This window comes from Pseudomonas putida (assembly GCF_022627325.1).
In the GTDB taxonomy this organism is placed as follows: domain Bacteria; phylum Pseudomonadota; class Gammaproteobacteria; order Pseudomonadales; family Pseudomonadaceae; genus Aquipseudomonas; species Aquipseudomonas putida_X.
Genome location: NZ_JAETZZ010000005.1, coordinates 39,001 through 65,896 on the forward strand (window position 1 = coordinate 39,001; position 26,896 = coordinate 65,896).

Annotated in this window: 13 protein-coding genes; 5 read left to right on the forward strand and 8 right to left on the reverse strand. The window is 65.2% G+C overall.

Going from position 1 to position 26,896, the window contains the following annotated elements:
* Positions 1-10: 10 nt before the first annotated feature.
* Positions 11-958, forward strand: a complete 948-nt coding sequence (locus JNA92_RS09605; RefSeq protein WP_241804468.1) for an alpha/beta hydrolase — start codon at positions 11-13, stop codon at positions 956-958.
* A 167-nt stretch (positions 959-1,125) separates the two neighbouring features.
* On the opposite strand, the gene JNA92_RS09610 is transcribed toward JNA92_RS09605, so the two are convergent.
* The 3 genes from JNA92_RS09610 to JNA92_RS09620 form a co-directional block, all read right to left on the reverse strand.
* Positions 1,126-3,657, reverse strand: coding sequence for a TonB-dependent siderophore receptor (locus tag JNA92_RS09610; RefSeq protein ID WP_241804469.1), 2,532 nt, complete (start codon positions 3,655-3,657; stop codon positions 1,126-1,128).
* Between the two features lie 430 nt (positions 3,658-4,087).
* Entirely contained in the window at positions 4,088-7,174 is a 3,087-nt protein-coding gene (locus JNA92_RS09615; protein WP_241804470.1) for an amino acid adenylation domain-containing protein, read from the reverse strand.
* Positions 7,171-17,385, reverse strand: coding sequence for a non-ribosomal peptide synthetase (locus tag JNA92_RS09620; RefSeq protein WP_241804471.1), 10,215 nt, complete (start codon positions 17,383-17,385; stop codon positions 7,171-7,173). The genes JNA92_RS09615 and JNA92_RS09620 overlap by 4 nt, the downstream gene beginning before the upstream one ends.
* A gap of 180 nt (positions 17,386-17,565) precedes the next feature.
* Here JNA92_RS09620 and JNA92_RS09625 point away from each other — a divergent pair, with 180 nt between their 5' ends.
* Positions 17,566-18,696: a cupin-like domain-containing protein gene (locus JNA92_RS09625; protein WP_241804472.1), complete on the forward strand. Its 1,131-nt coding sequence runs from the start codon at positions 17,566-17,568 to the stop codon at positions 18,694-18,696.
* Positions 18,697-18,782: 86 nt separating this feature from the next.
* On the opposite strand, the gene JNA92_RS09630 is transcribed toward JNA92_RS09625, so the two are convergent.
* The 3 genes from JNA92_RS09630 to JNA92_RS09640 all read right to left on the reverse strand — a co-directional run bounded on the left by JNA92_RS09630 (position 18,783) and on the right by JNA92_RS09640 (position 22,409).
* A complete protein-coding gene (locus JNA92_RS09630; RefSeq protein WP_241804473.1) occupies positions 18,783-20,174 on the reverse strand; it encodes an aspartate aminotransferase family protein in 1,392 nt (463 codons plus the stop codon).
* Between the two features lie 232 nt (positions 20,175-20,406).
* Positions 20,407-21,729: an ATP-binding protein gene (locus JNA92_RS09635; RefSeq protein WP_241804474.1), complete on the reverse strand. Its 1,323-nt coding sequence runs from the start codon at positions 21,727-21,729 to the stop codon at positions 20,407-20,409.
* Positions 21,726-22,409 (reverse strand): response regulator, encoded by a 684-nt coding sequence (locus JNA92_RS09640; RefSeq protein WP_016393078.1) that lies wholly within the window; start codon positions 22,407-22,409, stop codon positions 21,726-21,728. The genes JNA92_RS09635 and JNA92_RS09640 overlap by 4 nt, the downstream gene beginning before the upstream one ends.
* A 250-nt stretch (positions 22,410-22,659) precedes the next feature.
* Here JNA92_RS09640 and JNA92_RS09645 point away from each other — a divergent pair, with 250 nt between their 5' ends.
* The 3 genes from JNA92_RS09645 to JNA92_RS09655 all read left to right on the forward strand — a co-directional run bounded on the left by JNA92_RS09645 (position 22,660) and on the right by JNA92_RS09655 (position 25,347).
* Positions 22,660-24,003 (forward strand): DUF6861 domain-containing protein, encoded by a 1,344-nt coding sequence (locus JNA92_RS09645; protein ID WP_241804475.1) that lies wholly within the window; start codon positions 22,660-22,662, stop codon positions 24,001-24,003.
* Between the two features lie 17 nt (positions 24,004-24,020).
* Positions 24,021-24,629: a GAD-like domain-containing protein gene (locus JNA92_RS09650; RefSeq protein ID WP_241804476.1), complete on the forward strand. Its 609-nt coding sequence runs from the start codon at positions 24,021-24,023 to the stop codon at positions 24,627-24,629.
* A gap of 97 nt (positions 24,630-24,726) precedes the next feature.
* Entirely contained in the window at positions 24,727-25,347 is a 621-nt protein-coding gene (locus tag JNA92_RS09655) for a GAD-like domain-containing protein (RefSeq protein WP_241804477.1), read from the forward strand.
* Between the two features lie 14 nt (positions 25,348-25,361).
* Here JNA92_RS09655 and JNA92_RS09660 read toward each other — a convergent pair whose 3' ends face one another.
* Complete coding sequence (locus JNA92_RS09660) at positions 25,362-25,928, reverse strand: nucleotidyltransferase family protein (protein ID WP_241804478.1); 567 nt, start codon at positions 25,926-25,928, stop codon at positions 25,362-25,364.
* A complete protein-coding gene (locus JNA92_RS09665) occupies positions 25,925-26,896 on the reverse strand; it encodes an XdhC family protein (RefSeq protein ID WP_241804479.1) in 972 nt (323 codons plus the stop codon). The genes JNA92_RS09660 and JNA92_RS09665 overlap by 4 nt, the downstream gene beginning before the upstream one ends.

Genomic DNA, 26,896 nt, shown 5'->3' on the forward strand with positions numbered 1-26,896 from the left:
GGAAACCCGAATGTCCCTGGATTGCGATCTGGAAGCGTTCCTGGAACTGGCCGAACTCGGCCGCCTGACGGGCAAGAGCCAGCCCATGCATCAGTTGAGCATCGCCCAGGCACGGGCGGAGTTCGAAAACGCCTCGCGTCTGCTCGACCCCGACCCTCCCGCCCATGTCGACGTGCGCGCCCTGCAGTTCAGTTGCCGCGAGGGTGCGCAGTTGCCCGCCCGCCTCTATGTGCGCCCGGGCGTCACGCCCAAGGCCACCCTGTTCTACCTGCATGGCGGTGGTTATGTGGTCGGCAGCCTGGACTCGCATGACTGCGTGTGCCGGCGCCTGGCCTGCCTGGGTGACTATGCGGTGTTCGCTCCGCACTACCGGCTGGCGCCCGAGCAGCCGTTCCCAACGGCACTGCACGATTGCCAGGACGCCGCCCTCTGGCTGCAGCACAACGCTACCGAGCTAGGCCTGCCGAGCGCGCTGGTGCTGGCCGGCGACAGCGCGGGTGCTACGCTGGCCACGGTTCTGGCGATCGAAGCCGCGCAACACCCCCAGGCCATGGCAGTCAAAGCGCAGCTACTGTTCTACCCGGTAGCCGAAAGCAACACTCGACGCGCTTCGCACCGGCAGTATGGCGAGGGTTACCTGCTGGAGAGCGGTACGCTGGACTGGTTCTACGAGCATTACCTGGGCGCCAGCCAAGCGCACACTGACTGGCGCGCCTCGCCCCTGCTGCACCCGGCGTTGCCAGCCATGGCGCCGGCCTATGTGAACCTGGCCCAGTACGACCCGTTGTTCGATGAAGGCCTGGACTATGCGCGCAAGCTCGAGGCGAGCGCCACACCGACCACGCTGCGTATCGAGGCGGGGTTGACCCACGATTTTCTGCGCATGTCGGGTATCACCGGGGCGACTGGCGAGGTGTATGCGGCTGCAGGATGCTGGTTGGAGCAGGTGCTGGCTTGAGCAGCAAGCCTGATGCCCGTAGGGCAAGCGATCTGGGGCCGCCATGCGGCCCATCGCCGGCAAGCCGGCCCACAGAATCCGCGCAGTTCTTGAGGCTTGCGCTATACCTGCAGGACCCGGCTTGCCGGCGATGGGCTGCATGGCAGCCCTGATTACGCTGGCTGAAATCAGTACGTCGCGCGTACCGTCAGCATGAAGTTGCGCGGATCGCCGTAGTAGTTGCCATAGGTCGAGGTACCGACGGTCTGGTAGTACTTCTTGTCGAACAGGTTGTTGCCGTTGAGGGTCACATTCCAGTGCTCGTCGATGCGGTAGTCGACCATCGCATTCCAGATCGCATACCCGCTCTGCTGGTATTCGAAAGGCACATTCGACTGCACCACGTTGCCCAGGCCGTCATAGGTCGCAGCAGTACCGCTGACCTTGGTCGCGCTCTGGATGTCCACACCACCCCCGACGCGGAAGTCGTTCAACACACCGGGCAGGCGGTAGGTGGTGAACAGCTTGGCCATGTGCTTGGGCGTGACCGTGCTCAACGCAGAGCCAGTGTCGCGGTTCTTGTTGATGTTCAGGGTGTAGCTGGCCATCATCATCCATTCCGGCAGGATTTCGCCGGAAATTTCCATGTCGATGCCCTTGCTGATGGTTTCCCCACCATTGACGTAACAGCAGTTACCGCCGAATGCCACCTGGCTCAACGGGTAGTTCGGGTCCTGCACCGCCTGGTCTTCACGCTTGGTGTAGTACAGCGCGATACTGGTGTTGACCGCGCCGCCAAACAGCTCGCCCTTGACACCGGTCTCGTAGGTTTTGCCGGTCATCGGGTCCAGCGTGCTGCCGGAGGTCGCAGGCCCGGCCAGCAGGTTCTGCTGTGGCTTGAAGATCTCGGCGTAGCTGGCATAAGCGGCCCACTCGTCCGTCAGGTCATAGACGATGCCACCAAACGGGGTGACTTTGGTCGGCTCGCGCATGTCCACCCGCGACTGCTGGGTCCAGGTCCCGGCGGCGTCTGCCGTCTGGTAGGTCTGGTCGAACTTGTAGCGCTGTGCCCGGGCACCGACGATCAGGTGCAACGGCTCGGCCAGTTGCAGGCGCAGGCTCGAGTACAAGCCATATTGAGTCTGGCTGTTGGGTTTGTAGTCGCGGCTGATGGCCGGGCGGGCGCCAGGATCATCCCATGGGGTGGAGTCCGGGTCGAACACATTGACCGGGCCGCCGGCAGTGGTGAAGCGGCCAGTGCCGCGCCAGCGGCTGTCGATCTCTTGATAGTCACCCCCCACCACCAGGCGGTGGTCGAGGCCGAACATGCTGAAGTCGCCGGAGACGTTGACGTCCCAGAGGTTCTGCTCGCTCCACTGGGTGTTGTAGGTGCCGTAGCGGGTCACGCCGACGCCGGTGACCGGGTTCACCGAGCCCAGCGTGGTGGCGTTGTTGGTGGTGATGGTGTCGTAGATGTTGGTGTAGCTCAGGTTGAGCTTCCAGTCATCGTTCAGGCGATGGTCGACCTTGGCGAAGTACTCGCGGGAAAAGCCGTCCGCGTACGCCCAGGTGGTAGACAGCCCGGTATGGCGCGGCAGGCCAAGGTCGGCACCGTCGCTGTAGCGTGGCACGGCCGAGGCGGTGCCGGTCTCGTGGACCTTGTTGAAACGCAAGCCGGCGGTGAGCATGGTGTCGTCGGTGACATCGGCTTCAAGCACGCCATAGAAGAACGGCTTGTCGGTGGCACGGTTGTCGACGAAGTACTGGCGGTCCTGATAGGCCACCACCATGCGGCCGCGCAGCTTGCCATCGAAGCCCAGCGGGCCGGTCACGTCCAGCTCGCTGCGGTAGTTGTCCCAGCTGCCCGCCGAGGCGGTGAACTTGAGCTGGTAGAAGTCCAGCGGGCGCTTGCGCACCAGGTTGATGATACCGCCCGGGTCACCGGTGCCGCCAAACAGCGCGCTGGCGCCACGCAGTACTTCCACGTGGTCGAACTCGGCGATGTCGTAAATGTTCGACGCGTAGAAGCTGCCGGCGGTGGTACCCAACGCCATGGGGGCGGCACCGTCGAGCTGGATGTTCTGGATCGGGAAGCCGCGCGAGTAGAAGTCCTGGATACGGAAGGTGTTGCTCTGCACCGTCACACCCGGCACGGCCTTCATCGCATCGTTGATGTCGGTGAACTGGCGGTCTTCGATGACCTGGCGGGTGATCACCGACACCGATTGTGGGGTTTCTTTCAACGAGGTCGGGCTTTTCGAGCCGACGCTGGTCAGGCCCGGCGTGTAGGAGCCAGTGTTCTCGGTCGCCTGGCCCATGCCCTGGCCCATGATGGTGGTTTCGCCAATGACCAGCGCACCGGCGCCGACGTCACTGGTGTCGGTGCTGATCAGCAGGACCGAATTGTTCTCGATACGGTACGTAAGGCCTGCGCCTTCCAGCAGTTGCGACAGGGCCTGGTCCGGCTCCATGGTGCCGCTGACCTTCGGTGCACGCTTGCCGCTGACCAGGTCGGGCGAGTAGACCATCTGCAGGCCGGTCTGCTGGCCAAGGGCGATCAGTGCCTGGTCCAGCGGTTGGGCTGCGATGTCCACCGCCACCGGCTGGGCATGGGCGTGGGCCATGGCCAGGCTCAGCACCAGTGCCGAGGCACGCAGGCTCCACTTCGATGGCCCGGCGGCCAAGGCTGCCCCCTTGTTTCGCATACGTTTGGACTTCATGTGCGCGACTGACTCCGAATGTTCTATGAGTGTGTAGGTGACGGTCTCGACGTACCGTTTCTATAAGAGCCTTACGCGTTCGAGCGACACGTTTTCAGCGGCCTACAGGTAAGACGCACGAACGTTAAAAAAACTGATAACTTTTTTCATTTACGTTCAAGGTTTCGCAGGCACGGGGTGCTGGAGCTAGCGCTCATGAGAGGCAAGTTGGAGGCTGGTGGCGGTCAGGTGAGCGATTGGGGCCGCTTTGCGGCCCATCGCCGGCAAGCCGGCCACAGGGATCGCGCCAGCTTTTAGACGTTGAGCAAGACAGTCCAACCCATGATGGCCTGCCCTGGCACACCGCCGTTCTTGAGCGCTGCGCGGTAGGGGGTGTGAGCCGGCTTGCCGGCGATTGGGCCGCAAAGCGGCCCTATGAACGCTGATCGAGCTATGCGGTGACGTTCTTCGCCTTGGCCAGCATCTGCTCTTTTTCCTCAGGGCTCATGCGCTCCAGTTGCAGGCGCGCCTGGGCAATCTTGAGCAACTGCCCGCGGTTTGCCTCGTTGGCCTGCAACGCCTCGGCCAGCCCCGCCACGGTGGGGTGCTCGAAGACCAGCGCCGGCGCCACTTCACAGTTCAGCAACTTACGGATCCCAGCCACCAGCTTGATGATCAGCAGCGAATGGCCGCCGGCCGCGAAGAAGTCGGTGTGGATACCGATGCTTTCGCGCCCGAGCAACTGCGCCATGCGCTGGGCCAGCAATGTCTGCAATGCGTCCTGCGGAGCATCCTGCTGGCCGCCCTCCTGCGGCATTTCCAGCAGCGCGCGACGGTCGAGCTTGCCGTTGGCCAGGCGCGGCAGGCTCGGCAGGCGACGCAGCTGGGTTGGCACCATGGCCGCTGGCAGGCACTCGGCCAGCCGCGCACGCAGCGAGGCTTCATCGAGCCCATGGCCTTCGCCGTGCACGACGTAGCAAGCCAGCAGCTCCAACTGCCCGGGCTGGGTTTCAACCGCCAGCACCGCACCTTGAGCAACCCCATCGACCTCCAGCAGGCGCGCTTCCACTTCGGCCAACTCGACACGGAACCCGCGGATCTTCACCTGATGATCCTGCCGGCCCTGCAGCAGGATGCTGCCATCGGCCTGGTAACGGGCCAGATCACCGCTGCGGTACAGGCGCTCGCCGGCTTGCAAGGGGTTGTCGATAAAGCGCGACGCCCCCTGCTCGCCCCCCAGATAACCCCGGCACAGCTGGCGCCCGGCAACATGCAGTTCACCCAGCTCACCCACGCCCGCCAGTTGCCCTGCAGGCGTCAGCACGTAAACGCGGTTGCCGGCCAGCACCTGGCCCAGGCTCGCCATCGGCGCGTCGGCCCGCAGTGGCTGGACCAGCACGCCGACCGTGGCTTCGGTCGGGCCATAGTGGTTGAACACCCGAGCCTGAGGCGCCAGCCGTGCGATGCGCGCCAGCAACTGCACACTCGGCGCTTCGCCGCCCAGGACCAGGGTCGCTGGCAGGCAAGGCTGCGCGCTGTCGAGCAGCGCCGCCAGGTGCGACGGCACGATTTTCAGGCAATCGATACCTTCGTCGCGCACGAACGCGGCAAACGCTGCCGGGTCCTGCATCACGGCGTCGCTGGCAACGTGCAACGTGGCGCCCACCTGCAAGGCGCCGAACAGGCTGGTGTGGCCGAGGTCGGCCGCCACCGTGGCGCTGAACGCAAAGTGCCTGCAGGCCGAAAGGTCCAAAGCCTGCTCAGCGGCCTGCAGGTACCCGGCCAGTTGCCCATGCTCGATGACCACCCCCTTGGGCTCACCGGTCGAACCTGAGGTAAACAGTACATAGGCTGCCGTATCGGCCGTGAGCACTTGCGCCTCGAACGACGCTGAAGTGTCCGCGAGCTGCTCGAACAGCGTGGCATCGACCTGCAACTGCGCGCCGGCCAAGCGGCTGACCTGCTCACGTCGCGCAGCGGGCCAGAGTGGGTCGAGCGGCAGGTACGCAGCGCCGCACTTCCAGCAGGCCAGTACCGCCGCCAGCCACTGCACCGAGCGCGGCAGGGCCAGACCGACCACGCTGGCATTGCCAATGCCCTGGGCCTGCAGGTGGGCGGCCAACGCCGTGGCCAGCTGGTCGAGCTGCTGCCAGCTCCACCCCTGCCCTTGTTCGATGATCGCCAGCGCCTGGGGCTGTTCGCGCACCCAGCGGGCGACCCGCTCGGGCAGCAGTTCGGTGACCGCTGGCAGTGCGGCCTGGGCGTTTCGCTCAAGCACCAGACGACGCTGTCGTTCACCGGCAATGCCCAGGCTGACCAAGCTCGCGTCGGGCGTCTGGGCAATGCTTGCCAGCAGCGTGGCGTACTGTTCGAGCAGGAGCTGCGCCAGTGCCGGGCTGTGCCACGCGGCCCAGTACTGCAACAGCGCCTGTGGCGCTGCGCGGTCGCTGGCGACCTGCAGCAGCAGGTCGGGGCCCGCCATCGGCGCGTCAATGCCCACCACCTGCCAACCACCGGCGAGCGGCGGGCAGGCGGGGGTCAGGCAAAAACCGATGGCGGCAGGCGCCAGCGCGGGCGTCTGCTCGGGGCTGAAGTATTCCTGCCAAGCCGCATGCTGCTCCAGCTGCGCAGCCAGGCCGTGCAGCCAGGTACGCAGTGGCTGCTCGGCCTGATAGTCGAGCAGCACCGGCAACTGCTTGTGGTACACCCCGGCGCTGCCGGCGAAATAGGCGTAGTCGCCACGGCTGTCGTGGCACCAGTTCACCACCTGCGCAGGCTGGCCATCGAGCCGCGCCAGCAGCAGCCACCAGGCTGCCTGCAGCACCCTGTCCAAGGGCAGGCCAAGCCCGGCCAGGCGTGTCAAAACGTCCGGGTCGAGGTCTGTGCGGGCCTGCGCGCGCTCACCCCGTGGGCTGCCTGGGGCTGGGCGCCAGGGCAGTTGCTGGGCGCTCGCGGGCTTGCCGTTCAGCGCGTTCCAGTAGCTGCGCGCAGTGCTGGCGTCTTCATCCACCACCACCTCGCTGCGCCACTGCAGGTATTGTTCGAAATCGCCATCGTCGGTTGTTTCCAATGCGCCTTGGCAGATCGCCGCAAGGCTTGCAGCCAGCGCCGGCAGGCTGGCAGTGTCGACCAGCGCTGCCAGTACACCCAGCACCAACTGGCAGCGCCCCTCGGCCTGTTCGCACACCAGCACGGCAACGCCCGCACCGGCCTGCACATCCACCTCACGCTCGAACCAGGCCTGGCGGCCGGCGCTATCGCCCGCCGCCAGCCACGTCAGCTCCACCCCCGCGGCCTCGCGCTCAAAAAACTGACGCAAGCCGCGATAACCTGCGGCTTGGCCGAAGCGCAGGCGCAGCGCGTCATGCTGGCCCTGCCACTGCTGCAGGGCGGCCCGCAGTGCGGCGGGCACCGGCACGTTGTCGAGCTGCAAGGTGATGCAGCGCGCCGCGTCCTGCCAGCGGGCAGGCAGTGCAGTCAGCTCGAGCGACTGCATGGGCAACAACGGCAGGCCACTCGTTTCGGCGGTGATGTTCATGCTTGCACTCCTGTGCGGTTCAAGGTGAGGGCTTCAAGGTCGGCACGTTGCATCATGTCGCCCATGGCGACGACGATCTTGCGTGGCCCCTGGAACGGGTCGCGGGCGTGTGCCGCCAGCATGTTGTCGAGCAGGATCACATCACCGGCCTGCCAGTCGAAACGCACCGCACAGGCCTCGTACAGCTCACCGATCAACGCCATGTCGGCGTCTTCGATCGGGCTGCCATCGCCGTAGTAGACCTGACGCGGCATGCGCTCCAGGCCATACAGCGCCAACAGGTCCTCGCGCACGTCGGCATCCAGGCAGAACACGTGGTGCAGCTGCACCTGATTGAAGAAACTCTTCTCACCACTGACCGGGTGCTCGATCACCGCCGGGCAAGGCGTGCGGATCTGCAGTTCATCGTTGTCCAGCCAGCGCCACTGGATACCCGACGCCTGGCAACGGCGCTCGACATCGGCACGCGAGTCGGTCTTGAAAAAATGCTGCCAGGACACGTCCAGCTTGTCGGTGAACGTACGGACGTAAAGCAGGCCTTTGTCCTCGAAACGCTGGCGCAGGGGCGCGGGCAAGCGCTGGTACATCTGCCGGCAATCGACCACCGGGGTGGCACCCCCCACCGGCGACGGCAGCTCGCAGAAAAACAGCTGCTTGCGCGGCCAGCGGTCCTGGTGGGCACTTTCGTTATGGAACAGGATCATCTTCTGTTCCGGATACGGCGTGGAGCGGTAGGTGTTCTTACCGCCTTCCTTCTTCGGCAGGTCGCCGTACTGGCCGTATAGCCCGGGCTGCACCGCCTCGGCGAAGGCTTCGAAATCCTGTGGGGTCTGCAAGCCGAAACCGCGGAACAGAATGCCGCCATGCGCCACCAGTTTGCGCTCGACCTCGGCACGGTGCTTGACCACCCAGTCGGTCAGGCTCACGCCAGGGTCGACCGGTTCGATCAACAACGGAAACGCCTGCCCCGGTACCAGTGCAGCCTCGCGCACTGCGCTGGCCGGCCGGGGTGGCGTGCCGGCGCCGCGCTTGAGGAAGCTGCCCAGCTTGTCCTTCTTCGGTTGCCCGCCGGCAGCGGCAGGCGCCGCCACGATTTCACTGTGAACCGACATAGTGATCTCTCTCAGTTGAATGTGTGGGTTGCCCAGCACCTGGCCCAGGATGCCCAGCCAGCCACGCAGCAGTGCCTGGACCCGTTCTGCCTTGAACAGCTCCGTGGCGTACTGCCAGGTGACGCGCCAGCCGTCCGCGACCGGGTCGATGAACAGCGCCATGTCGAATTTCGAATAGCCGCCCGCCTGCGGCAGTACCTGCACACTCAGGTCGGCCAGGCCGCCGTGCGCCACCGGCATGTCGTTCATCACGAACAGCACCTGTACCAGTGGGTTCATGCCGGGGTGGCGCGGCGCGCCAGCAGCCTCGACGATCAGGTCGAACGGCAGTGCCTGCTGCTCGCTGGCATCGAGCAAGGTGGTGCGGGTGCGCGCCAGCCACGCGGCGAAGTCCAGTCGTTCGTCCAGTTGCGAGCGCAGTGGCAGCACATTGACGAAGAAGCCGATCAGCGCCTCGAGGTCGGGGTGTTCCCGGCCTGCGACATCAGCCCCCAGCAGTAGATCGTGCTGGCCGCTGGCGCGGTGCATCAGCAGTTGGAACGCCGCCAGCAGCAGCATGTAGGGCGTCACACTCAGCTGTGCGGCGCGTTCACGTACCGCCACGACCGTAGCCGGCGGCAGGTCGTGATACAGGTTTTCACCCGCCTGGGACGCCTTGGCCGGGCGCGGCAAATCAGTGGGCAACTGCAAGCGCCCGCTGCTGCCTTGCAGCGCCGTGCGCCACCACTGCGCCGGGGCCTGCAGCAACCCGGCACGCTCGCGCTCGGCCTGCCACAGCGCATAGTCGGAGTACTGCAGCGCCAGCGGCGCCAGCGCGGGCGCTTGGCCACGGGCAAGGGCGCTGTAGCTGGCGATCAGTTCGTTGACCATCAGCGCCATCGACCAACCATCGGAAATGATGTGGTGCAGGTTGAGCAGCAGCACATGGGCGTCACCGGACAAGCGCAGCAGGCGTGCACGCAGCATCGGCGCCTGGTCCAGGGGCACCGGCTGATGCACGTTGGCCAGTTGCGCTTCAAGCACGCGCAGCTGCTGCTCGGCGGCAGGCAACGGGCTCAGGTCGTCCACGGGCAGGTTCAGGTCTACCGCAGCCTGGATCAGCAGCAGCGGCTCACCTTCGTCGTCACAGCCCACCGCGCTACGCAGCACTTCGTGGCGCTGCACCAGCACCTGCAACGCCTGCTTGAGGCATTCGGGCTGCAACGGCCCGTCCAGGCGCAGGCCCAGCGGCATGCCGTACGCCCCGCTTCCCTGGGCAAACTGTTCGGCAATCCACAACCGGCGCTGGGCCAGCGACAGCGGTGCACTGGCCTTGTCGCCCAGGGCGCGCAGTTGCGGGCCGGCATCGCTTACCGGCTGTGCCTGGCGCAGGCACTGAGCGAAATCACACAAGCGCGGGGCGCTGAACAGGTCGCGCACACTGACGCCGGTGTGGCCATCGCGGTGCAGGCGCGCCACCACCTGGGTGGCCAAGAGTGAGTGGCCACCGGCCTCGAAGAAGTGCTCGAAACGGCCCACTGCTGGTCTGCCCAGCACACTGGCCCAGGCCTCGGCGACCTCGCATTCGAGCGCATCCAGCGGTGCACTGAACGCTTCTTCAGGGGTGTCGGCCTCGATCGCCGGCAATGCCTTGCGATCGACCTTGCCGTTGGGGTTAAGCGGCAAACTGTCGAGCAGCTGCAGGCGTGACGGCACCATGTAGGGCGGCAGCGCGGCGCGCAACGCGTCGAGGATGCGCTGACGCAGGCCGGCATCAGCGTGCGAACCGCTGACCGGTACCAGCCAGGCCGCCAGGTACAGGTCGGCACCTTGACCGCCCGGCATCACCACCGCCTCGCGCACCTCAGGCAACGCCAGCAGGCAGGCTTCGACTTCGCCGGGCTCGACGCGGAAGCCGCGGATTTTCACCTGGTGGTCCAGGCGGCCGATGAACACCAGCTCGCCACTGGCCTGCTGGCGCACCAGGTCACCCGTGCGGTACAGGCGGCCGCCGCCAACCGTGTCGTACGGGTCGGGCACGAAGCGTTCAGCGGTCAGCGCCGCCTGGCCGAAGTAACCACGCGCCAGGCAAGGGCCGCCGATATACAGCTCGCCGTCAGTGCCGGTGTCGAGCAGTTGCAAGGCAGCATCGAGCAGGTAAGCGGTGCGCCCCGGCACCGGTGTTCCGATCGGTGCATAGCCAGTGTCGATGCGGGTCAACCCGTCGGCCTGCCACAGCAGCGGGGTGATCACGGTTTCGGTAGGGCCGTAACCATTGACGATACGCTGGGGCTGCAGGTGGGCCTGGATTCGCTCGAAGCCTTCGCGCGGCAGTGCCTCCCCGGCTACGTTCAGGCAGCGCACCGGCAGTGCCCGGCCCTGCTGATGCGCCCACTCGGCCAGCTGACAGGCGTATTGGGTTGGGAAGTAGACCACGCTGGCGTGCTCGCGCTCGATCACCTCGAAGGCCTGGGCTGCAGTCCAGATATCATCGCCACGCACGATGCAGCAGGCGCCCTGGCTCAGCGGCAGCAACCACTGCTCGGTGCCCCAGTCGAAGTTGATCGAAGCGAAGTGCACGAAGCGGTCCTGCGCCGTCACCTGGTACTGGCCGACCATGGTCGCGATGTGCGCGGCGATGGCGCCATGGGTCAGGGCCACACCCTTGGGGCGCCCGGTGGAGCCGGAGGTGTAGATCAACCCCAGCAGGTTGTCGGCGCTGGCGCGCGGCACAGGGTTGGCGTCCAGCGGCGCCAGCGGCTGGTCCAGCCACAACCACTCGGCTGCGCCTGCCAGCGCCAGTGGCTGCGCGGCGGTGCGGGTGCCCAGCACCAGCCTGACGGCGCTGTCGTCGAGCATGTCCTGCAGGCGCTGACGCGGGTAATGCGGGTCCAGCGGCACGTAGCCGGCACCGGCCTTGAGGATCGCCAGCAGGCCGACGACCATCGCCAGGCCTCGCTCGCTGCACAGGCCTACCAGGTCCTCGGGGCCGATACCCCGCGCGATCAACTGGTGCGCCCACGCGTTGGCCAAGCCGTTGAGCTGGCCGTAGTCCAGCGTGCCGTCGTCGGCGACCAAGGCCACGGCCTGCGGGTTGCGCGCCGCCTGGGCCTCGATCAGCTGGTGCACACCCCATGCCGGAACACTGCGGTCGGCGGCCTGCCATTGCCCCTGGCAACGCTGACGGCTGGCGGCATCCAGCAGGCTGAGCTCAGCCAGGCATGGATTACCCGCGCCAGCGAGCGCCTGCAGCAGCTGGCCAAACTGCTCGGCCAGGCGCTGCACGTCGGCCAGGCTGAAGGCGTCGTGGCGCACGCGATAGTCGACCTGCAACTGCTCACCCATGCCCACTGACAGGGTCAGGGCGTAGTGGGGTTGCTCGTGGCTGTCCGGCACACCGAAGCGCGGCCCGTCACCGCCACCTTGCAGCACCTCGGCAACGGGGTAGTTCTCGAACGCCAGCAAGGTGTCGAACAGTGCCTCGCCTGCTCTGCCCGCCCAGCGCTGGATGTCGGCCAGTGGCGTGTACTCGTGCTCGCGCAGTGCCAGGTTGCTGGCCTGCAGCTGTTGCAGCCAGTCATCAAGACGCTGCTCAAGGCGCGGGGCAGCCACCAATGGCACGGTGTTGATGAACAGCCCCAGTTGCGCCTCGATGCCCGGCACCTGAGCAGGCCGCCCCGATACCGACACACCGACGCAAACGGTGTCCTGACGGCAGTGCCGTTGCAGCAGCAACAGCCAGGCCGCCTGCACCAAGGTATTGACGGTAACCTTGCGCGCCCGCGCCGCCGCCTTGATCTGCGCCGATGCCGCACTGCCAAGGCGTTGCTGCCACAGGCCGTAGGCAGCCGGTTCAACACTGCGGCGCTGGCTGGCGAGCAGTGTCGGCGCCTGCATGCCCTGCAGTTGCGCCTGCCAGAACGACTGGTCCTGCTGGCGGTCACGCGCGGCCAGCCAGGCCAGGTAGGTGCGAGGGTGCGCAGGTGCCTGGCGGGGTGTCTGGCCGCTGTAGCGTTGCATCACTTCAGCCAGCAACCGGGCATGGCTCCAGCCATCGAGCAGCAGGTGGTGATGGGTGTAGATCATGTGCCAGCGCTGCTCGCCCAGGCGCACCAGGGTAATGCCCAGCAAGGGCGCCTGATCCGTCGCGGTCATGGCCAGGCGCTGCTGCTCGGCGAGGCTGTGCAGATGGTCGGCCGACGCGGCCTGGTCGCGCCAGTCGAGTTGGCTGAACGGCAGCTTCACCTGGCGGCGGATCACCTGCACCGGTTGCTGCACGCCCACCGGCCAGTGAAAGCTGGCACGCAGCCCCGGGTGGGCGTCCAGCGCCGCCTGCCAGGCCGCCTGGAAGCGTTGTGGGTCGAGCTGGTCGATGTCCAGGCGCAACTGGTTGATGTAGTCGCCGGGTGCGGCCGCATGCAGGCAATGGAACAGCAGGCCCTGTTGCAAGGGAGACAGCGGCAGGATGTCCTCCACCTGAGCGAGCTCCACTGCCAGAGCGGCGAGCCCGCTGCTGTCCAGTTCGCTCAGCGGGAAATCAGACGGCGTGGCACTGGCGACCCCCGGTTGCAGGCAGTGATCGACCAAGGCGCGCAGCTGGGTGGCGAAATCGCTGGCCAGGGCGTCGATGGTGACCTCGTCGTACATCGCTTGGCTGTAGCCGAAACTGATGCCCAGCTCGCCCTGGTAGACCTGCCCTTCCACGCTCAGCCAGTTGGCCAGCGGCGCATCGCTATCCTGCCCCTGCCCGGCCCCGCGAGGGTCGGGCTGCCACAGCGCGCCCTTGTCGAACTGGCTGTCGAACTGGCCCAGGTAGTTGAACGTCACCCGCGGCTGCGCCTGGCGCGCCAGTTGCTCGCGTTGCGCCGGTGTGCCCAGATAACGCAGCACGCCGTAGCCCAGGCCACGCTGGGGTACGGCGCGCAGTTGTTCCTTGATGGCCGCGATGCAGGCGCCGGGCTGTGCTTGCGGGCGCAGGGCGACCGGATACAGGCTGGTGAACCAGCCCACGGTACGGGTCAGGTCGATATCGTCGAACAGCGCTTCACGGCCATGCCCCTCGAGCTGCACCAGTACCTGCTGCTCGCCGCTACAGTTGCACAGGGCCCGGGCCAGGGCCGCCAGCAGCAGGTCGTTGACCTGCGTACGGTAGGCACTCGGCGCCTGTTGCAGCAGGGCCTGGGTAAAGGCCGGCGGGAAACTGACCCGTACCTTGCGCTCATCGGCCACGCGCGTCTGTGTTACCGCCCGGTCACGTGGCAGCGCCCGCACCCCGGCCTCGCCAAGCGCCAGCCAGTAGTCGAGCTGCCCCGCACAGGCGTCGGCATGCCCGGCCAGCCGCTCGGCCCAGGCCTGATAGCTGCTGGTCCGGGCAGGCAGCGGCTGGCCCAGGCAGGCACGTTGCAGGTCTTCGAGCAGAATGCGCCAGGAAACACCATCGACCACCAGATGGTGGATCACCAGCAGCAGGCGCTGGCTGCCATCGGCCATGGCCACCAGCATCGCCGCCAGCAATGGCCCCTGATCGAGCTGCAGGCTGCGCTGGGCCTCATCGCACAAGGCAGCCAGCGCTTGCTCGTTGTCTGCCTGGCGCTGCCAGAGCTGCGGCACGCCAACAGAGGCCGGCGCGTGGTGCTGCTGCCATTGGCCATCGGCCTGGGTGAAGCGCAGGCGCAAGGCGTCGTGCTGCGCCACCACCTGAGCCAGGGCCTGCTGCACCTGCGCCGCTTGCAGCGGCTCACGGGGCACCAGCAGCACGGCCTGGTTCCAGTGTTGGCGCACCGGCATGGGCGTGTCGAAAAACTGCAGCTGCACCGGGGTCAGGCGTGCCTCGCCCTCAGCCGGGCGCTGGTCGGCCTGACGGCTGTCCACGCTGCCCGCAGCCTGGGCCAGGGCGCGCAGCGTCTGGTGCTGGAACAGGTCGCGCGGACTGAGCGCCAGCCCAGCCTGACGGGCGCGGCTGACGACCTGGATGGCAATAATCGAATCGCCGCCGAGTTCGAAGAAGTTGTCATCCAGGCCCACCTGCGCGGTGCCCAGCACCTCGCTCCAGACCTTGGCCAGCTCGCGTTCGGCCGCGCTCTGAGGGGCAACATGGTCACCCTGTGCCCCGGCCTCGGGCTGGGGCAGGGCCTTGCGATCGAGCTTGCCGTTGGGTGTCAGCGGCAGGCCATCCAGTGGCAGCAGCTGGCTGGGCACCATGAATTCGGGCAGGCTTTGCAGCAGCCAGTCCTTGAGCTGCCCTTGCCAGCCCTCAGGCGTGGCATTGAGCACCAAATAGGCGACCAAGCGGCGGCCATCGAAGGCCAGCACCACACACTCGCGCACCAGCGCATGCTCGGCCAGGCGCGCTTCGATCTCACCCAACTCGATGCGCAACCCGCGGATTTTCACCTGGTGATCGAACCGCCCCAGGTACTCGATCACACCGTCGCCACGCTGGCGCACCCGGTCACCCGTACGGTAGAGGCGCTCGCCGCTGACGAACGGGGCTGCGACGAAACGCTCGGCGGTCAGCCCGGGACGGCGGTGGTAGCCGCGCGCCAGGCCCACCCCGCCCAGGTACAACTCACCGGCCACGCCGACCGGGACGGGTTCAAGACCGGCGTCGAGGACATAGGTGCGGATATTGGCGATCGGCTGGCCGATAGGCACGCTGTCCCTGCCCTCTTCGACGCAGGTCCAGTGGGTGACATCGATGGCAGCCTCGGTGGGGCCATACAGGTTGTAGAGGCTTGCTGCCGGCAAGCGCGCGAACACCTGGCGCTGGGCATCCACCGGCAACGCTTCGCCGCTGCAGACGATGCGCGAGACGGTGCTGCAGGCCTGCACACCGGGCTCGTGAATGAAGGCCTGCAGCATCGACGGCACGAAGTGCAGGGTGGTCACCCGGTAGCGCTCGATGGCGCAGATCAGGCGTTGCGGGTCGCGGTGCTCGCCCGGCGCCGCGATGGCCAGACGGGCGCCGGTCATCAACGGCCAGAAGAACTCCCACACCGACACGTCGAAGCTGAACGGGGTTTTCTGCAGCACCGTATCGCTGGCGTCCAGGCCATAAGCCTGTTGCATCCAGCACAGGCGGTTGGTCAGCGCCTGGTGGCTGTTGCCCGCGCCCTTGGGGCGCCCCGTGGAGCCCGAGGTGTAAATGACATAGGCCAACTGCGTCGGCTCTACCTTGAGCCCAGGGGTGCTGTCCGGCATGGCGTCCAGCACCAGGGTATCGAGCGCCACGCACTGCACACCGTGCGGCAGCGGCAGGCTGTCGAGCAGCGCCTGCTGGGTCAGCAGCAGGCCAATACCGCTGTCTTCGATCATGTAGGCCAGGCGTTCCTCAGGGTACTCCGGGTCCAGTGGCACGTAGGCGCCACCGGCCTTGAGGATCCCCAGCAAGGCTACGACCATCTCGATGCTGCGCTGCGCCGCGACACCGACCAGGCTGTCGGCGCCCACCCCCTGGCCGCGCAGGTAGTGGGCCAGGCGATTGGCCCGGGCATCGAGCTCGGCATAGCTGAGCAGGCTATCGTCGAACAGCAATGCCGGCGCGTGCGGGGTGCGCTGCACCTGAGCCTCGATCAACTCATGCACGCCAGGCTGCAGCGGGTAGCTGGCAGCTGTGGCGTTCCAGTCCTGCAGCACCCGGTGGCGGGTGGCCTGGTCGAGCATGGGCAGTTGCCACAGCGACCGTGCAGGGTCCGCCACCAACTCACGCAGCACGGTGAGCCAGTGCCCCGCCATGCGTTCGATGGTCGCTGCCTCGAACAGGTCGGTCGCGTACGTGAACGCAGCGCGCAGCACGCCACCCTGCTCGTACGTGTCCAGGCTCAGATCGAACTGGGTGGTGCGGCTGCGCCACTCCAGTGCGGACAGCTCCAGGCCAGAGCCCAACGTGACCGCTGCCAGGTCGGCGACCTGCGGCTGGTGGTTGTACATCACCTGGAACAACGGCGCGTGGCTCAGGTTGCGCTCCACCTTCAACGCATCGACCAGGCGCTCGAACGGCAGGTCCTGGTGGGCCTGGGCGCCCAGCACGGTCTGCCGCACGGCCTGCAGATAGGCCAGTGCGTCAGTTTGGGTATCCGGCTGCAGGCGCAATACCAGGGTGTTGACGAACAGGCCGATCAGCCCCTCGACTTCAGCACGGTTGCGGTTGGCCACCGGGCTGCCGATGCGCAGGTCGCACTGGCCGGTGTAGCGCTGCAGCAGCACGCCGAAAGCACCGAGCAGCACCATGAACAGCGTCAGGTTTTGCCGCGCCGCAAAACTACGCAGTTGCTGAGCGAGCGCCGAGTCCACCACCAGTTCCTGGCGGCTGCCTGCAAAACTTGGCGAGGCCGGGCGTGGGCGGTCGAGCGGCAACTCCAGCACCGGCTGCTCATCACCCAAGGTGGCTTGCCAGTACCCCAGCTGGCGTTCGAGCTCGCCAGCTTCGAGCCAGCGCCGCTGCCAGAGCGCGTAATCGACATACTGGATCGGCAGCGCCGGCAGTTGCGGCTGGGTGCCAGCGGCGCAGGCGTCATAGCAGTGGCTGAATTCGTCGATCAGCACGTTCATCGACCAACCGTCAGCGACGATGTGGTGCAGCGTGAGCAGCAGCACGTGTTCCTGCTCAGCCAATTGCAGCAGGCGGATGCGCAGCAACGGGCCATGCTCCAGGTCGAAGGGGCGCAGCGACTCGGCCTCGATCTCGGCTTGTACCCGGCCCTGGCGGGCGTCTTCGCCAAGCTCGCGCAGGTCCAGACGCTGGATCTGCGGCGCGGCCGGGCGGTGCACCTGGCACAGGCGCTCGTCGGCCTGCTGCTGGAACACGCAGGTCAGGGTCTGGTGGCGTTCGAGCAGGCACGTGAACGCCTGCTGCAGGGCCGCCTCATCGAGCGCCCCCTTGAGGCGGACCGCACCTGGCAGGTTATAGGCACCGCCCTGCGGGTCCAGCTGCCAGAGCACCCACATGCGTTGCTGGGCGAACGACGGTGCAAGCCGGTCCTGGGCCGCCACTGCGGCCGGAATCGGGAACTGGGAAAAGTCGATGCCCTCTCTGGCCAGGGTTTCAAGGAACAGGCGGCGCTTTTCCAGCGGCAATTCAATGAAACGGCGGGCCAGTTGCAGGGACTTTTCAAGATTCATCAGCTTGCTTTCCGTACGAGTGGGGTACCACGGGCAGTGCCCGGCTATCCCTACGAAACGGATACAACCTGCAAAAAATTACCACCGCCAACCCCCTGGCCAGCGCTGGGCGGCGCGCTAAATTTCGCCACCCGCCCTTCGTTCCGTTCTCACACCCCTCCCCCACGAAGAGGCTGCGCCGTGGAACTGCAACCTTTGCTGAACAAGCTGTTCGCCAATGCCGGTGCCGTAGGCGTCGAAGGCATCTTCCAATTCATCTTCGGCCCGCAGCAGGCCTACTGGTGTGAAGCCGGTACCCGGCCGCGCACCGAAGCCGGCCGGCATGCAACGCCGGATGTCACCATCGAAGTCACCCAGCAGGACCTGCTGGGCATCATGGCCGGCAGCGCCAACGTCGAGGAGCTGTTTGCCGGCGGCCGGCTGAAAATCGGCGGCAACCTCGGCCTGGCCACGCTGCTGCCGCAAATCATCGACCTGGCGCGCAAGGGCGTGACGGCGCAGAAGACTGACATGAACCAGCGCCATGTCACGCCACCGCGCTACAGCGAACGTGTGTCGGCCAGCCTGCCGCAGTTGACCGAAGTAGAACGAATCCCCGCCGCGCAACTGGATGTGGAGCGTTTCCAGCGCCACTATTTGCCGTACGGCACACCGGTGGTGATCAGTGACGCCCTGCGTGAGTGGAAGCTGTTCAACCTCGACCGCCAGGCTTCGCTGGAGCACTTCGCCGAACTGCAGGGCATCACCCGTCATGGCGACTACGTGAAGAAGACCTTCTCCACCGAGCGCGACTTTCGCGCCACGTCCATGGCAGATTTCATCAACGCCCTGGACAACCCGCAGCCGCGTGACAGCAACGGCGAGCCACCGGCTTACATGGGCAACAACATCGTGCCTGCGCAGTTGCTCGAGCTGATCCAGTACCCGCCCTACTTCGAGCGCTCGCTGTACATCGCACCGCGCATCTGGATCGGCCCCAAAGGCACCCTCACGCCGTTGCACCGCGACGATGCCGACAACCTGTTCGCCCAGGTGTGGGGGGACAAGTCGTTCATCCTGGCGGCGCCCCACCATCGCCCGGCCCTGGGCACCTGGTCGACCTCGCCCAAGGGAGGCCTGGACGGCTGCGACTTCAACCCCGATGCACCGGATTATCAGCGCTTCCCCGAAGCGCGCGGGGTTACCTTCCTGCGGGTGCTGCTGCAGGCCGGGGATCTGTTGTTTCTACCAGAAGGCTGGTTCCACCAGGTGGAGTCGGTATCGACATCGCTGTCTGTGAACTTCTGGGTCAACTCCGGGCGCGGCTGGTAAGCGGTAGCGAACGCGGCGGGCATGCCCCGCCAGTTCAAGTGAAAGCGGGCTTGCCGAGAAATGGGGCGCAGCGCGCCCCTCAGGGGTCAGACCGCCGCAGCCAGGGCCTGGGCAAAGCGCTGCGCCACCTCATCGACCTGCTGCGCAGTGATGATCAGCGGCGGCAGGAAGCGCACCACCGCACCGTGGCGCCCACCCAGCTCCAGAATGAGCCCGCGTTTGAGGCATTCGCGCTGCACCTTGGGTGCCAGTTCGCGATTGGCCGGCGGGTGGCCCAGCACGTCGCGCTGGCCCTGCACATCGACCAGCTCGACCCCGAGCATCAGGCCACGCCCACGGATATCGCCCAACTGTGGATAGTCGCGTTGCAGCCGCTGCAGGTGATCACGCAGGCGCCGGCCCATGGCCTCGGCATGCTCGGCCAGGCGATGCTCGACCAGGTAGTTGATCACCGCCGAACCCGCGGCCATGGCCATCTGGTTACCACGGAACGTGCCGGCATGGGCGCCCGGCTTCCAGGTGTCGAGCCAGTCGCGGTACACCACCACCGCCAGCGGCAGGCTGCCGCCAATGGCCTTGGACAGGGTGACCACATCGGGCACGATGCCGGCGTGTTCGAAGGCGAACATCCGCCCGGTACGGGCAAAACCGCTTTGAATCTCATCGACGATCAGTGCCACGCCGGCCTGCTCGGTGATGCGCCGCACCCCCTTGAGCCATTCGACATCGGCAGGTATCACCCCGCCTTCGCCCTGCACCACCTCCAGGATCACGGCAGCGGGCAGCGGCACGCCGCTTTCAGGGTCCAGCAGCAGGTTTTCCAGGTAATGCAGATTGGCCTTGACCCCGGCTTCGCCACCCAGGCCGAACGGGCAGCGGTAATCGTAGGGGTACGGCATGAACTGCACCCCGTTGGCCAGCAAGGCACCCAGCGGTTGCTTGGGGCCATGACTGCCCATCAGGCTCAGCGCGCCCTGACTCATGCCATGGTAGGCGCCCTGGAAGGCCAGCACGGTGCTGCGCCCGGTGGCGCTGCGTACCAGCTTGAGCGCCGCCTCCACGGCGTCGGTCCCGGTCGGGCCACAGAACTGCACCTTGGCTTCACGGCGCAGCGCTTCGGGCAGGATGCCGAACAGGTCCTGAACGAAGCGGTCCTTGACCGGCGTGGTCAGGTCGAGTGTGTGCAAGGGGATTTCATCGGCCAGGACACGCTGGATGGCCTCGATCACCACCGGGTGGTTATGGCCCAGGGCCAAGGTACCGGCGCCAGCCAGGCAGTCGATGAACTGCCTGCCCTCGACATCTTCGACATGGATGCCACGGGCGCGCTTGAGCGCCAACGGGATACGCCGCGGATAGCTGCGGGCGTTGGATTCCTGTCGCTGCTGGCGTTGCAGCAGGGGCGACTCGGTGAACTCGTACAGCGGTTGCGGCGCGCTGGCCGGCAGGACCTGGGCAAGGCTGGAAGCGGTCGACATGGGTAAATCCTCGCAAGCAAGCGAATGTGCGGGTAGTTGTCGCTTGGAAAACGCTTGGCTGGGAGGAGGATTTAGCGCTTGTTGTGGGATTTTTTGTGGCCTGTGCTGCCCAGTCGCCGGCAAGCCGGCGCCCACGCCGACCGTAGCGCTGCTCTGGACTGCGCGGCAAATGTCAGACCGTTAGCGTGCTCAGGGCTGCTGCGCAGCCCATCGCCGGCACAGCCGGCGCAGATCAAGCGCCCGAGCGCGCCGGCACTTGCAGCACCACCCGCAAGCCATCGCTCTGGCTGTCGAAGCGCAAGCTGCCGGCACAGCGCTGCACGATCGCCTGGACGATCGCCAACCCCAGCCCGCAGCCACCGCTCTGGCCGTTGCGCCAGAAACGCTCGGTCAAGTGCTGCAGGTCATCAGCGGCAATACCAGGCCCATGGTCGCGCACCATGAAGCCAATCTGCCCATCGGCCATCTGCACCTCCAGTTCCACTTCCGAGTCACCGCCATGGCGCAAGGCGTTGTCCAGCAAGTTGCGCAGCGCCGCCACCGCCAGCGGTGCCGGCATACCGAGGTAGATGCGCGTGGCCTCCTCCGGCAGGCGCAGGACGATGCGCCGGTTATCACCCCCACCGGCATCCTGCACCGCCTGCCGGGCGACCTGTTCGGCGCTGCACTGCACGCCATCCTCGAACGACAGGCTGCCTTCGACCCGCGCCAGCAGCAGCAGTTGTTCCAGGGTCCGGTGCATGCGGTCGGTGCCCTGTTCTGCATGCTCCAGCGCCTGCTCGCGCACTGCGCCATCGGTCATGCGGGCCACCTGCAGGTGGGTCTTGATCGCCGTCAGCGGGCTGCGCAGTTCATGCGCGGCGTCGTCGGTCAGCCGGCGTTCGCGCTCCAGGGTCTGGGCGATGCGCAGAAACAGCTGGTTCTGGGTGTCGAGCAAGGGTTGCAACTCACTGGGCAAGCCCGCCACCTGCAACGGCTCCACGCTGTCGGCTCGCCGCCTGCGCAAGGCGTCACGCATGCGATTGAGCGGCTCCAGGCCTTTGCCCAGGCCGATCCACACAAGCCCCAGGCTGCCGAGCAAGGCCATCAGCACCGGCGCCGAGGCGGCCAGCAGGATGGACTGGTTGAGCGCCTCGCGCTCCATGTGGCGGTCGGCAGTGGTGATGCGCACATCGCCATGGTTGTAGGTGAAGGTACGCCACAGCGCGCCGTCGATGGTCTGGTCGCGGAAGCCGCTCTGTTCATCGTCCATGCCCCCATCATGCTTGTGGTTGCTGGCAAGGATCTCGCCGCGCAGCGAGCTGACCTGGCAGGCCATGCCGTCGGGCACGGTGAACTGGTCGGCTGAAAAATGCGCCTCTTCGCCCTTGGCGCTCAGAGGCTTGGGCAATTGATCGATCAGCCCCGCGACCATGCGCGCTGACGCCACCAGGCGCTGGTCGAGGGAGAACATCATCTGCTGGCGCAGGTCGCGCAGCATCCAGGCAGCCGCGAGCACCCAGATGATGATGAACGCACTGCCCAGAATCAGGCTCAGGCGCACCCGCAGGCTCATGATGCGGCTTCCTCTGGCGCCTGCGCCGGGCCAAGGCGGTAACCCAGGCCGCGCACGGTCTCGACGATGCTGTTGCCAAGCTTGCGGCGCAGGTGATGGATATGCACGTTGAGGGCGTTGCTTTCGACCTCGTCACTGAAGCCGTACACGCAGTCCTTGAGCTGCTCGCTGGACAGCACCCGGCCAGGGTTCTGCAGCAGGGCCTGGAGCAAGGCCTGCTCACGCCGCGACAGGTCGACCGGCTGACCGGCCAGGGTCGCTTCGCAGCTGCTGGGGTCGTAGCGCAGCGGGCCATGCTCGATCACGTTCACCGCCCGCCCCGCGACCCGCCGCAGCAAGGTGTGCAGGCGCGCGGCCAGCTCGCGCAGGTCGAAGGGCTTGAGCAGGTAGTCGTCGGCACCGGCCTGCAGGCCGTCGACCCGGTCAGTGACCGCATCGCGGGCGGTGAGCACCAGCACCGGCAGGTCGATGCCCTGCTGACGCAGGCGGCGCAACAGTTTGAGGCCGTCTTCGTCGGGCAGGCCGAGGTCAAGGATCATCACATCGAACTGCGCCGCCTGGAGCATGGCCCGGGCGGCAGCGGCGTTGGCTACGCGGTCGACGGTCAAGCCTTGGGCAGTGAGGCCGGCGCAGATGCCGCTGGCGATCAGGTCGTCGTCCTCGCAGAGCAGAACGTGCATGGTGGGGGCTCCCGCAGTGGTGTGGCTGGCATTGCACTATGAAGGGATTAACGGGGAATTATGGGCCTTTTTCGCGCCATGGTGGGCATGCCGTTCAAGGCCGGTGAGCTCAGGCAGGGGCATCGGTCTTTTTGCACCATGATCATCTCCATTCGAAGACGATAAAGACTTTTCCTACAAGAACCACGGAAATGATTACTTCCAAACCATGATGTGATTTCCCCTGCACAGCGCTGTCAGGGAGACACACATGTTTCTGAGCCACCTGGTGCCGTCATGGCACGAGATCGAGTCACGGGTCATCGATAAAGTGGGCTATCAGGGAGGCGCCCATTTCCGCACCCACCCTAACCAGCCAGTGGCTTCACTGTCACTCAACCTACGCCGACTCAGGGCGGTGCAGTCTGCCTTCAACCAGGCCGAATGGCAGGCCGCGCACATGCTGCGCCAGCGCTTCGCCGACCTGAACATCGCCGTCATCATTGACGAACTGCTGATCGTCGTCAGGCAGATGGCGATGATCGTTGTCGGCAGCACGTTAACCGGCGGCGCGATTGGCGCCGGGATCGGGGCATTCGGCGCCGGTGCAGGGGCCATCCCCTTGGCCGGCACTGGCGCGACAGTGGGCCTCAAGGTCAGTGGCTGGATCCTGGGCGCACTGGGACTTGCCTCCATTGCCGAGTTCTTTATCGATGGTTTGCCCCGGATCGGCGAGTACTACATCGATGGTATCCGCATCGCCTGGGAGGGCACACGGGACGAAAGCCTTAACCCTTTCGGGCGGGATGATCCGCATGCAATTTCCAGGGCGGCCCATCACATTGCCTTGGGCCATGTGGAAGTGGTGGTTCTGCTATTGGGGGCAATGGTTTCGTACCTCACACGCGGTCGGGGCGATGCCCGGGTGCTGGCGCAGGAGATGGCGGCCAGCAGCAAGGGGGCGCGGCTTGGGCAATGGATGCTCAAGCATGAAGAAGGGCTGAAGAACCGGCCGGATTTGCAGGTGCCGGAGCGGCGTAAGGGGGCACTCGATGATCAACAGCCTTTACAAACGGGCCGACCGGACAACAAGGACAAAGACCACACTGTAGGTAAAGCCGCCATTATGGCTTTGCACAATGTAGAGTGTTTCAAGACAGGTAAGCTACCCACCTCAAAAACTGGAGAGTTCGAGCGGCAACTGGGAGGTCAGGAAAGGGGAATGAACCGTTTAACGGTCGATGAATTCTTGAAGAATATTGCTGACCCGATTTTAAGAAATCCGGCAAACGCCAAGCAGGCCCGAAGAGATCAAGAGGATGCTTTTATAAATCGTTTTCTCGAGGAGCTTTTGGAAGACCACGATTTTATTGAGGCCGAGAACATTGCAATCAAAAAAGCCAAATCAGAGATGTCAACCATTGCAGCCTTACACAATCCCGACCTGGTTGCCGGCGGTAAAGACGCCATCACTGACTTTGGTGACAGACAGGTCAACTCCACCATTGGCCCACAATGGAAAAACAAGATTCACAACCTCGCCATCGCCGCTGAATCAGTGCCTGAATCAATGCGAAGCACCACATTCATGAATGTAAAACTACACAAATGCTAACCTATCAAGAGATGATGATGGACAGATTATTTAGCAGATTCATTGAAAAACTCGGCCCCCCTATTTGTCAGTTTCCGGTTACAAATGCGAGCATTGACCTATACGCAGGGAGATTACCCCATCAACTTCTTGATTACTGGTCTCAACATGGCCAGTGTGGTTTTGGCAAAGGTATTTTCTGGCTGGTCAATCCCCAAGAGTACGACTGCGTCGTCAACGCTTGGTTAGAAAACACAAAATTTGCGAAATATGACAACTATCATCTCATTGCACGTAGCGCTTTCGGCGACCTTTACTTCTGGGGAGAGGAAACCGGGGCCTCACTAAAAATAAGCAGCATTCTTTCACGGTATGTGACCCGTACATCCGTATACACCGGCGAACAGCTTGATAAAGGCTTTCCTGCATTCCTTTTATCCATAAGCAAAGACTCTAACAATTACGGTGACTTGTTCGAACCTGCCTATCACAGGCTCGGCCCTCTCGCACCGGACGAAATGTACGGTTTTGTTCCAGCCGTAATGCTGGGCGGCCCTAACACACTTGAACATCTTGCGAAACTTAAAGCCGTAGAGCACCTGCTCTTACTATCAAAAATTACAAGCCTTCAAGGTTACGACCAATGAAACCCACTTGGCACAGCCATCAGACCTTATGCCCTCCGCCCCACCGTGTAATACCGGAATTTTGCCATACCCAGCATAACTAAAAAGGAATAAAACAATGAACGTAGTCTTCTCTATCTTCCTCGAAACCTTCGGCGACCGTACGGGCCACCAACCCGTTCCTCAATCCGCCCTCGATCATTACAAAGACAAACTCCCCAACCAACTCCTCGACTACTGGAAAGAACACGGTTGGTGCGGCTACGGCAGTGGCCTTTTCTGGCTGGTAAACCCACGTGAATACGAATCCGTAGTCGATGCCTGGCTGGGTGGCACCACCCACGACACCTACCACCTCATTGCCCACAGCGCTTTCGGCGAGTTGTACCTGTGGGGTGAAAACACCGGCTCGCTGCTGACCATTGCGGCCTACCATTGCCGGTACTTCCTGAGTGTGCCAAGCGCCAACAGCGAAGAACGGGACAACAAAATCCAAAGCTTGCTCATGCGGGCCATGACCGAAAACATCGGCCTGGGGCTTTTCGACGAGGCCAGAAAAGCATTGGGCGATCTGGAGGCCGGCGAGATGTACGGTTTCGTACCTGCCCTGATGCTGGGAGGCTCTGCCGAGCCGGAGCGCCTTCAGCGACTGGATGCCGAAGTGCATTTGAGTCTGCTCGCGCAACTGGCTGACCTTCAGCCGTATGACCTCGACGAAGAGGAAGAAGAAAATGAATAGGCAGAACGACGTGCTCAGCGGTTGACGGCTTCGGGCCGGTCCACGTCCTGCAACACTCCGGCATCCTGCACTGCAAGCCTGATGCAACTCGCCGGGTGCGCCTTCAGCACCGAGCGCGCGCCCTCATCACCCGTCAGGCGTGAAAGCGCCGGCCAGAAATCGCGCCCGAACAACACCGGGTGCCCCTGTTGTCCGTCATGTTCTGGCAAGACGATCCTGGACAAATCGGCCACCGCGGCAAGCTGGCCCAACGTTGCCTGAGCGATCCAGGGCATATCGCCCAACAGCACCGCCACCGCCTGTGCCTCACTGTCGATCAACGAGGCAGCCCCGGCCGCCAGGCTATGCCCCATCCCCAACCCGGCATCCGGGCTGGCAATGACCCGGCATTGGCCCGGTAAACCCAGATCCGCGCCGCGCTCTCCCTCACGCAGTACCACGCGAACATCGCTGAATACCGAACAGGCACGCTCGACGCTATGCACCAGCAAGCTGCGCCCATCGGCCAACGTGGCCCGGCGCTTGTCGCCACCGAAACGCACGCTGCTGCCCGCCGCCAGCACCAGCGCGACGATGCTCACAGCGCCGCCCGCTCGATGCCGTTACGCATGCGCAGGATATCGGCCAGCACTGCCAGGGCGATCTCTGCGGGGGTCTTGCTGCCCAGGTTGAGGCCGATCGGTGCGTGGATGCGCGCCAACTCGCCACTGCCCAGGCCACCGATGCGCTGCAGGCGTTCGCGACGTTTGTCGGAGGTGGCCTTGGAACCCATGACGCCAATGTAAAACGCCTCGGTACGTACTGCTTCAAGCATGGCCAAGTCATCGATTTTGGGATCATGGGTCAAGGCAACCACTGCCGTGTCGGCATGGCAACCACCGTTGGCGATGAATTCCGACGGCAACTCGCGGCGCACTTCGATGCCGTGCAGCACCACGCCTTCGAGCACCTCGCTGCGCGGCTCGCAGAGGATGACTTCAAACCCCAGCCCCTTGCCGAACTCGGCGCAATACTGCGCAACGCTGGAATACCCCGCCAACAGCAGCCGCTGAGCGGCGCCCACACGCAGGCGCACACGGGTGGCAGCGCGTTCGACCCTTGGGCCCTGGCACGTGTCGTCGCTGAGCCGGCGCGTGCCGTCGGGTAGGCTCACCTCGCGCAGAAGCCGCCGCTGGCCCTGCAGCGCACTTGCCAAGGCGCGCAGATGCGCCTGCACGTCGCAATCGGCCGGCAGGTTTTCCACCAGCACCTCCAGCACCCCGCCACACGGCAGGCGAATGCTCGAACGCCGGTCGCTGCCATCGCCATAGCGCACGATCGCGACCGGCTCGGGGAACTCGCCCAGGGCCACGCGCTCGAGGAAGTCGTCCTCGACGCAGCCGCCCGACAGCGAGCCCACCCACTGCCCTGCCTCATTCACCGCCAGCAGCGAGCCCGGCGCGCGCGGCGCCGAACCGTAAGTGGCCAGCACCGTGCACAACCAGACCCGCTGGCCGTTACCCGACCACTGCATCGCCTGGTGTACAACCTGCAGATCAAGATGTTGCAC

What these genes read in the sequence shown, in the direction of transcription:
- JNA92_RS09635 (WP_241804474.1), bottom strand. Translation starts at nt 21,729, where the DNA reads ATGAGCCTGCGGGTGCGCCTGAGCCTGATTCTGGGCAGTGCGTTCATC.
- JNA92_RS09655 (WP_241804477.1), top strand. Translation starts at nt 24,727, where the DNA reads ATGAACGTAGTCTTCTCTATCTTCCTCGAAACCTTCGGCGACCGTACG.
- JNA92_RS09610 (WP_241804469.1), bottom strand. Translation starts at nt 3,657, where the DNA reads ATGAAGTCCAAACGTATGCGAAACAAGGGGGCAGCCTTGGCCGCCGGG.
- JNA92_RS09615 (WP_241804470.1), bottom strand. Translation starts at nt 7,174, where the DNA reads ATGAACATCACCGCCGAAACGAGTGGCCTGCCGTTGTTGCCCATGCAG.
- JNA92_RS09645 (WP_241804475.1), top strand. Translation starts at nt 22,660, where the DNA reads ATGTTTCTGAGCCACCTGGTGCCGTCATGGCACGAGATCGAGTCACGG.
- JNA92_RS09620 (WP_241804471.1), bottom strand. Translation starts at nt 17,385, where the DNA reads ATGAATCTTGAAAAGTCCCTGCAACTGGCCCGCCGTTTCATTGAATTG.
- JNA92_RS09650 (WP_241804476.1), top strand. Translation starts at nt 24,021, where the DNA reads ATGGACAGATTATTTAGCAGATTCATTGAAAAACTCGGCCCCCCTATT.
- JNA92_RS09640 (WP_016393078.1), bottom strand. Translation starts at nt 22,409, where the DNA reads ATGCACGTTCTGCTCTGCGAGGACGACGACCTGATCGCCAGCGGCATC.
- JNA92_RS09630 (WP_241804473.1), bottom strand. Translation starts at nt 20,174, where the DNA reads ATGTCGACCGCTTCCAGCCTTGCCCAGGTCCTGCCGGCCAGCGCGCCG.
- JNA92_RS09605 (WP_241804468.1), top strand. Translation starts at nt 11, where the DNA reads ATGTCCCTGGATTGCGATCTGGAAGCGTTCCTGGAACTGGCCGAACTC.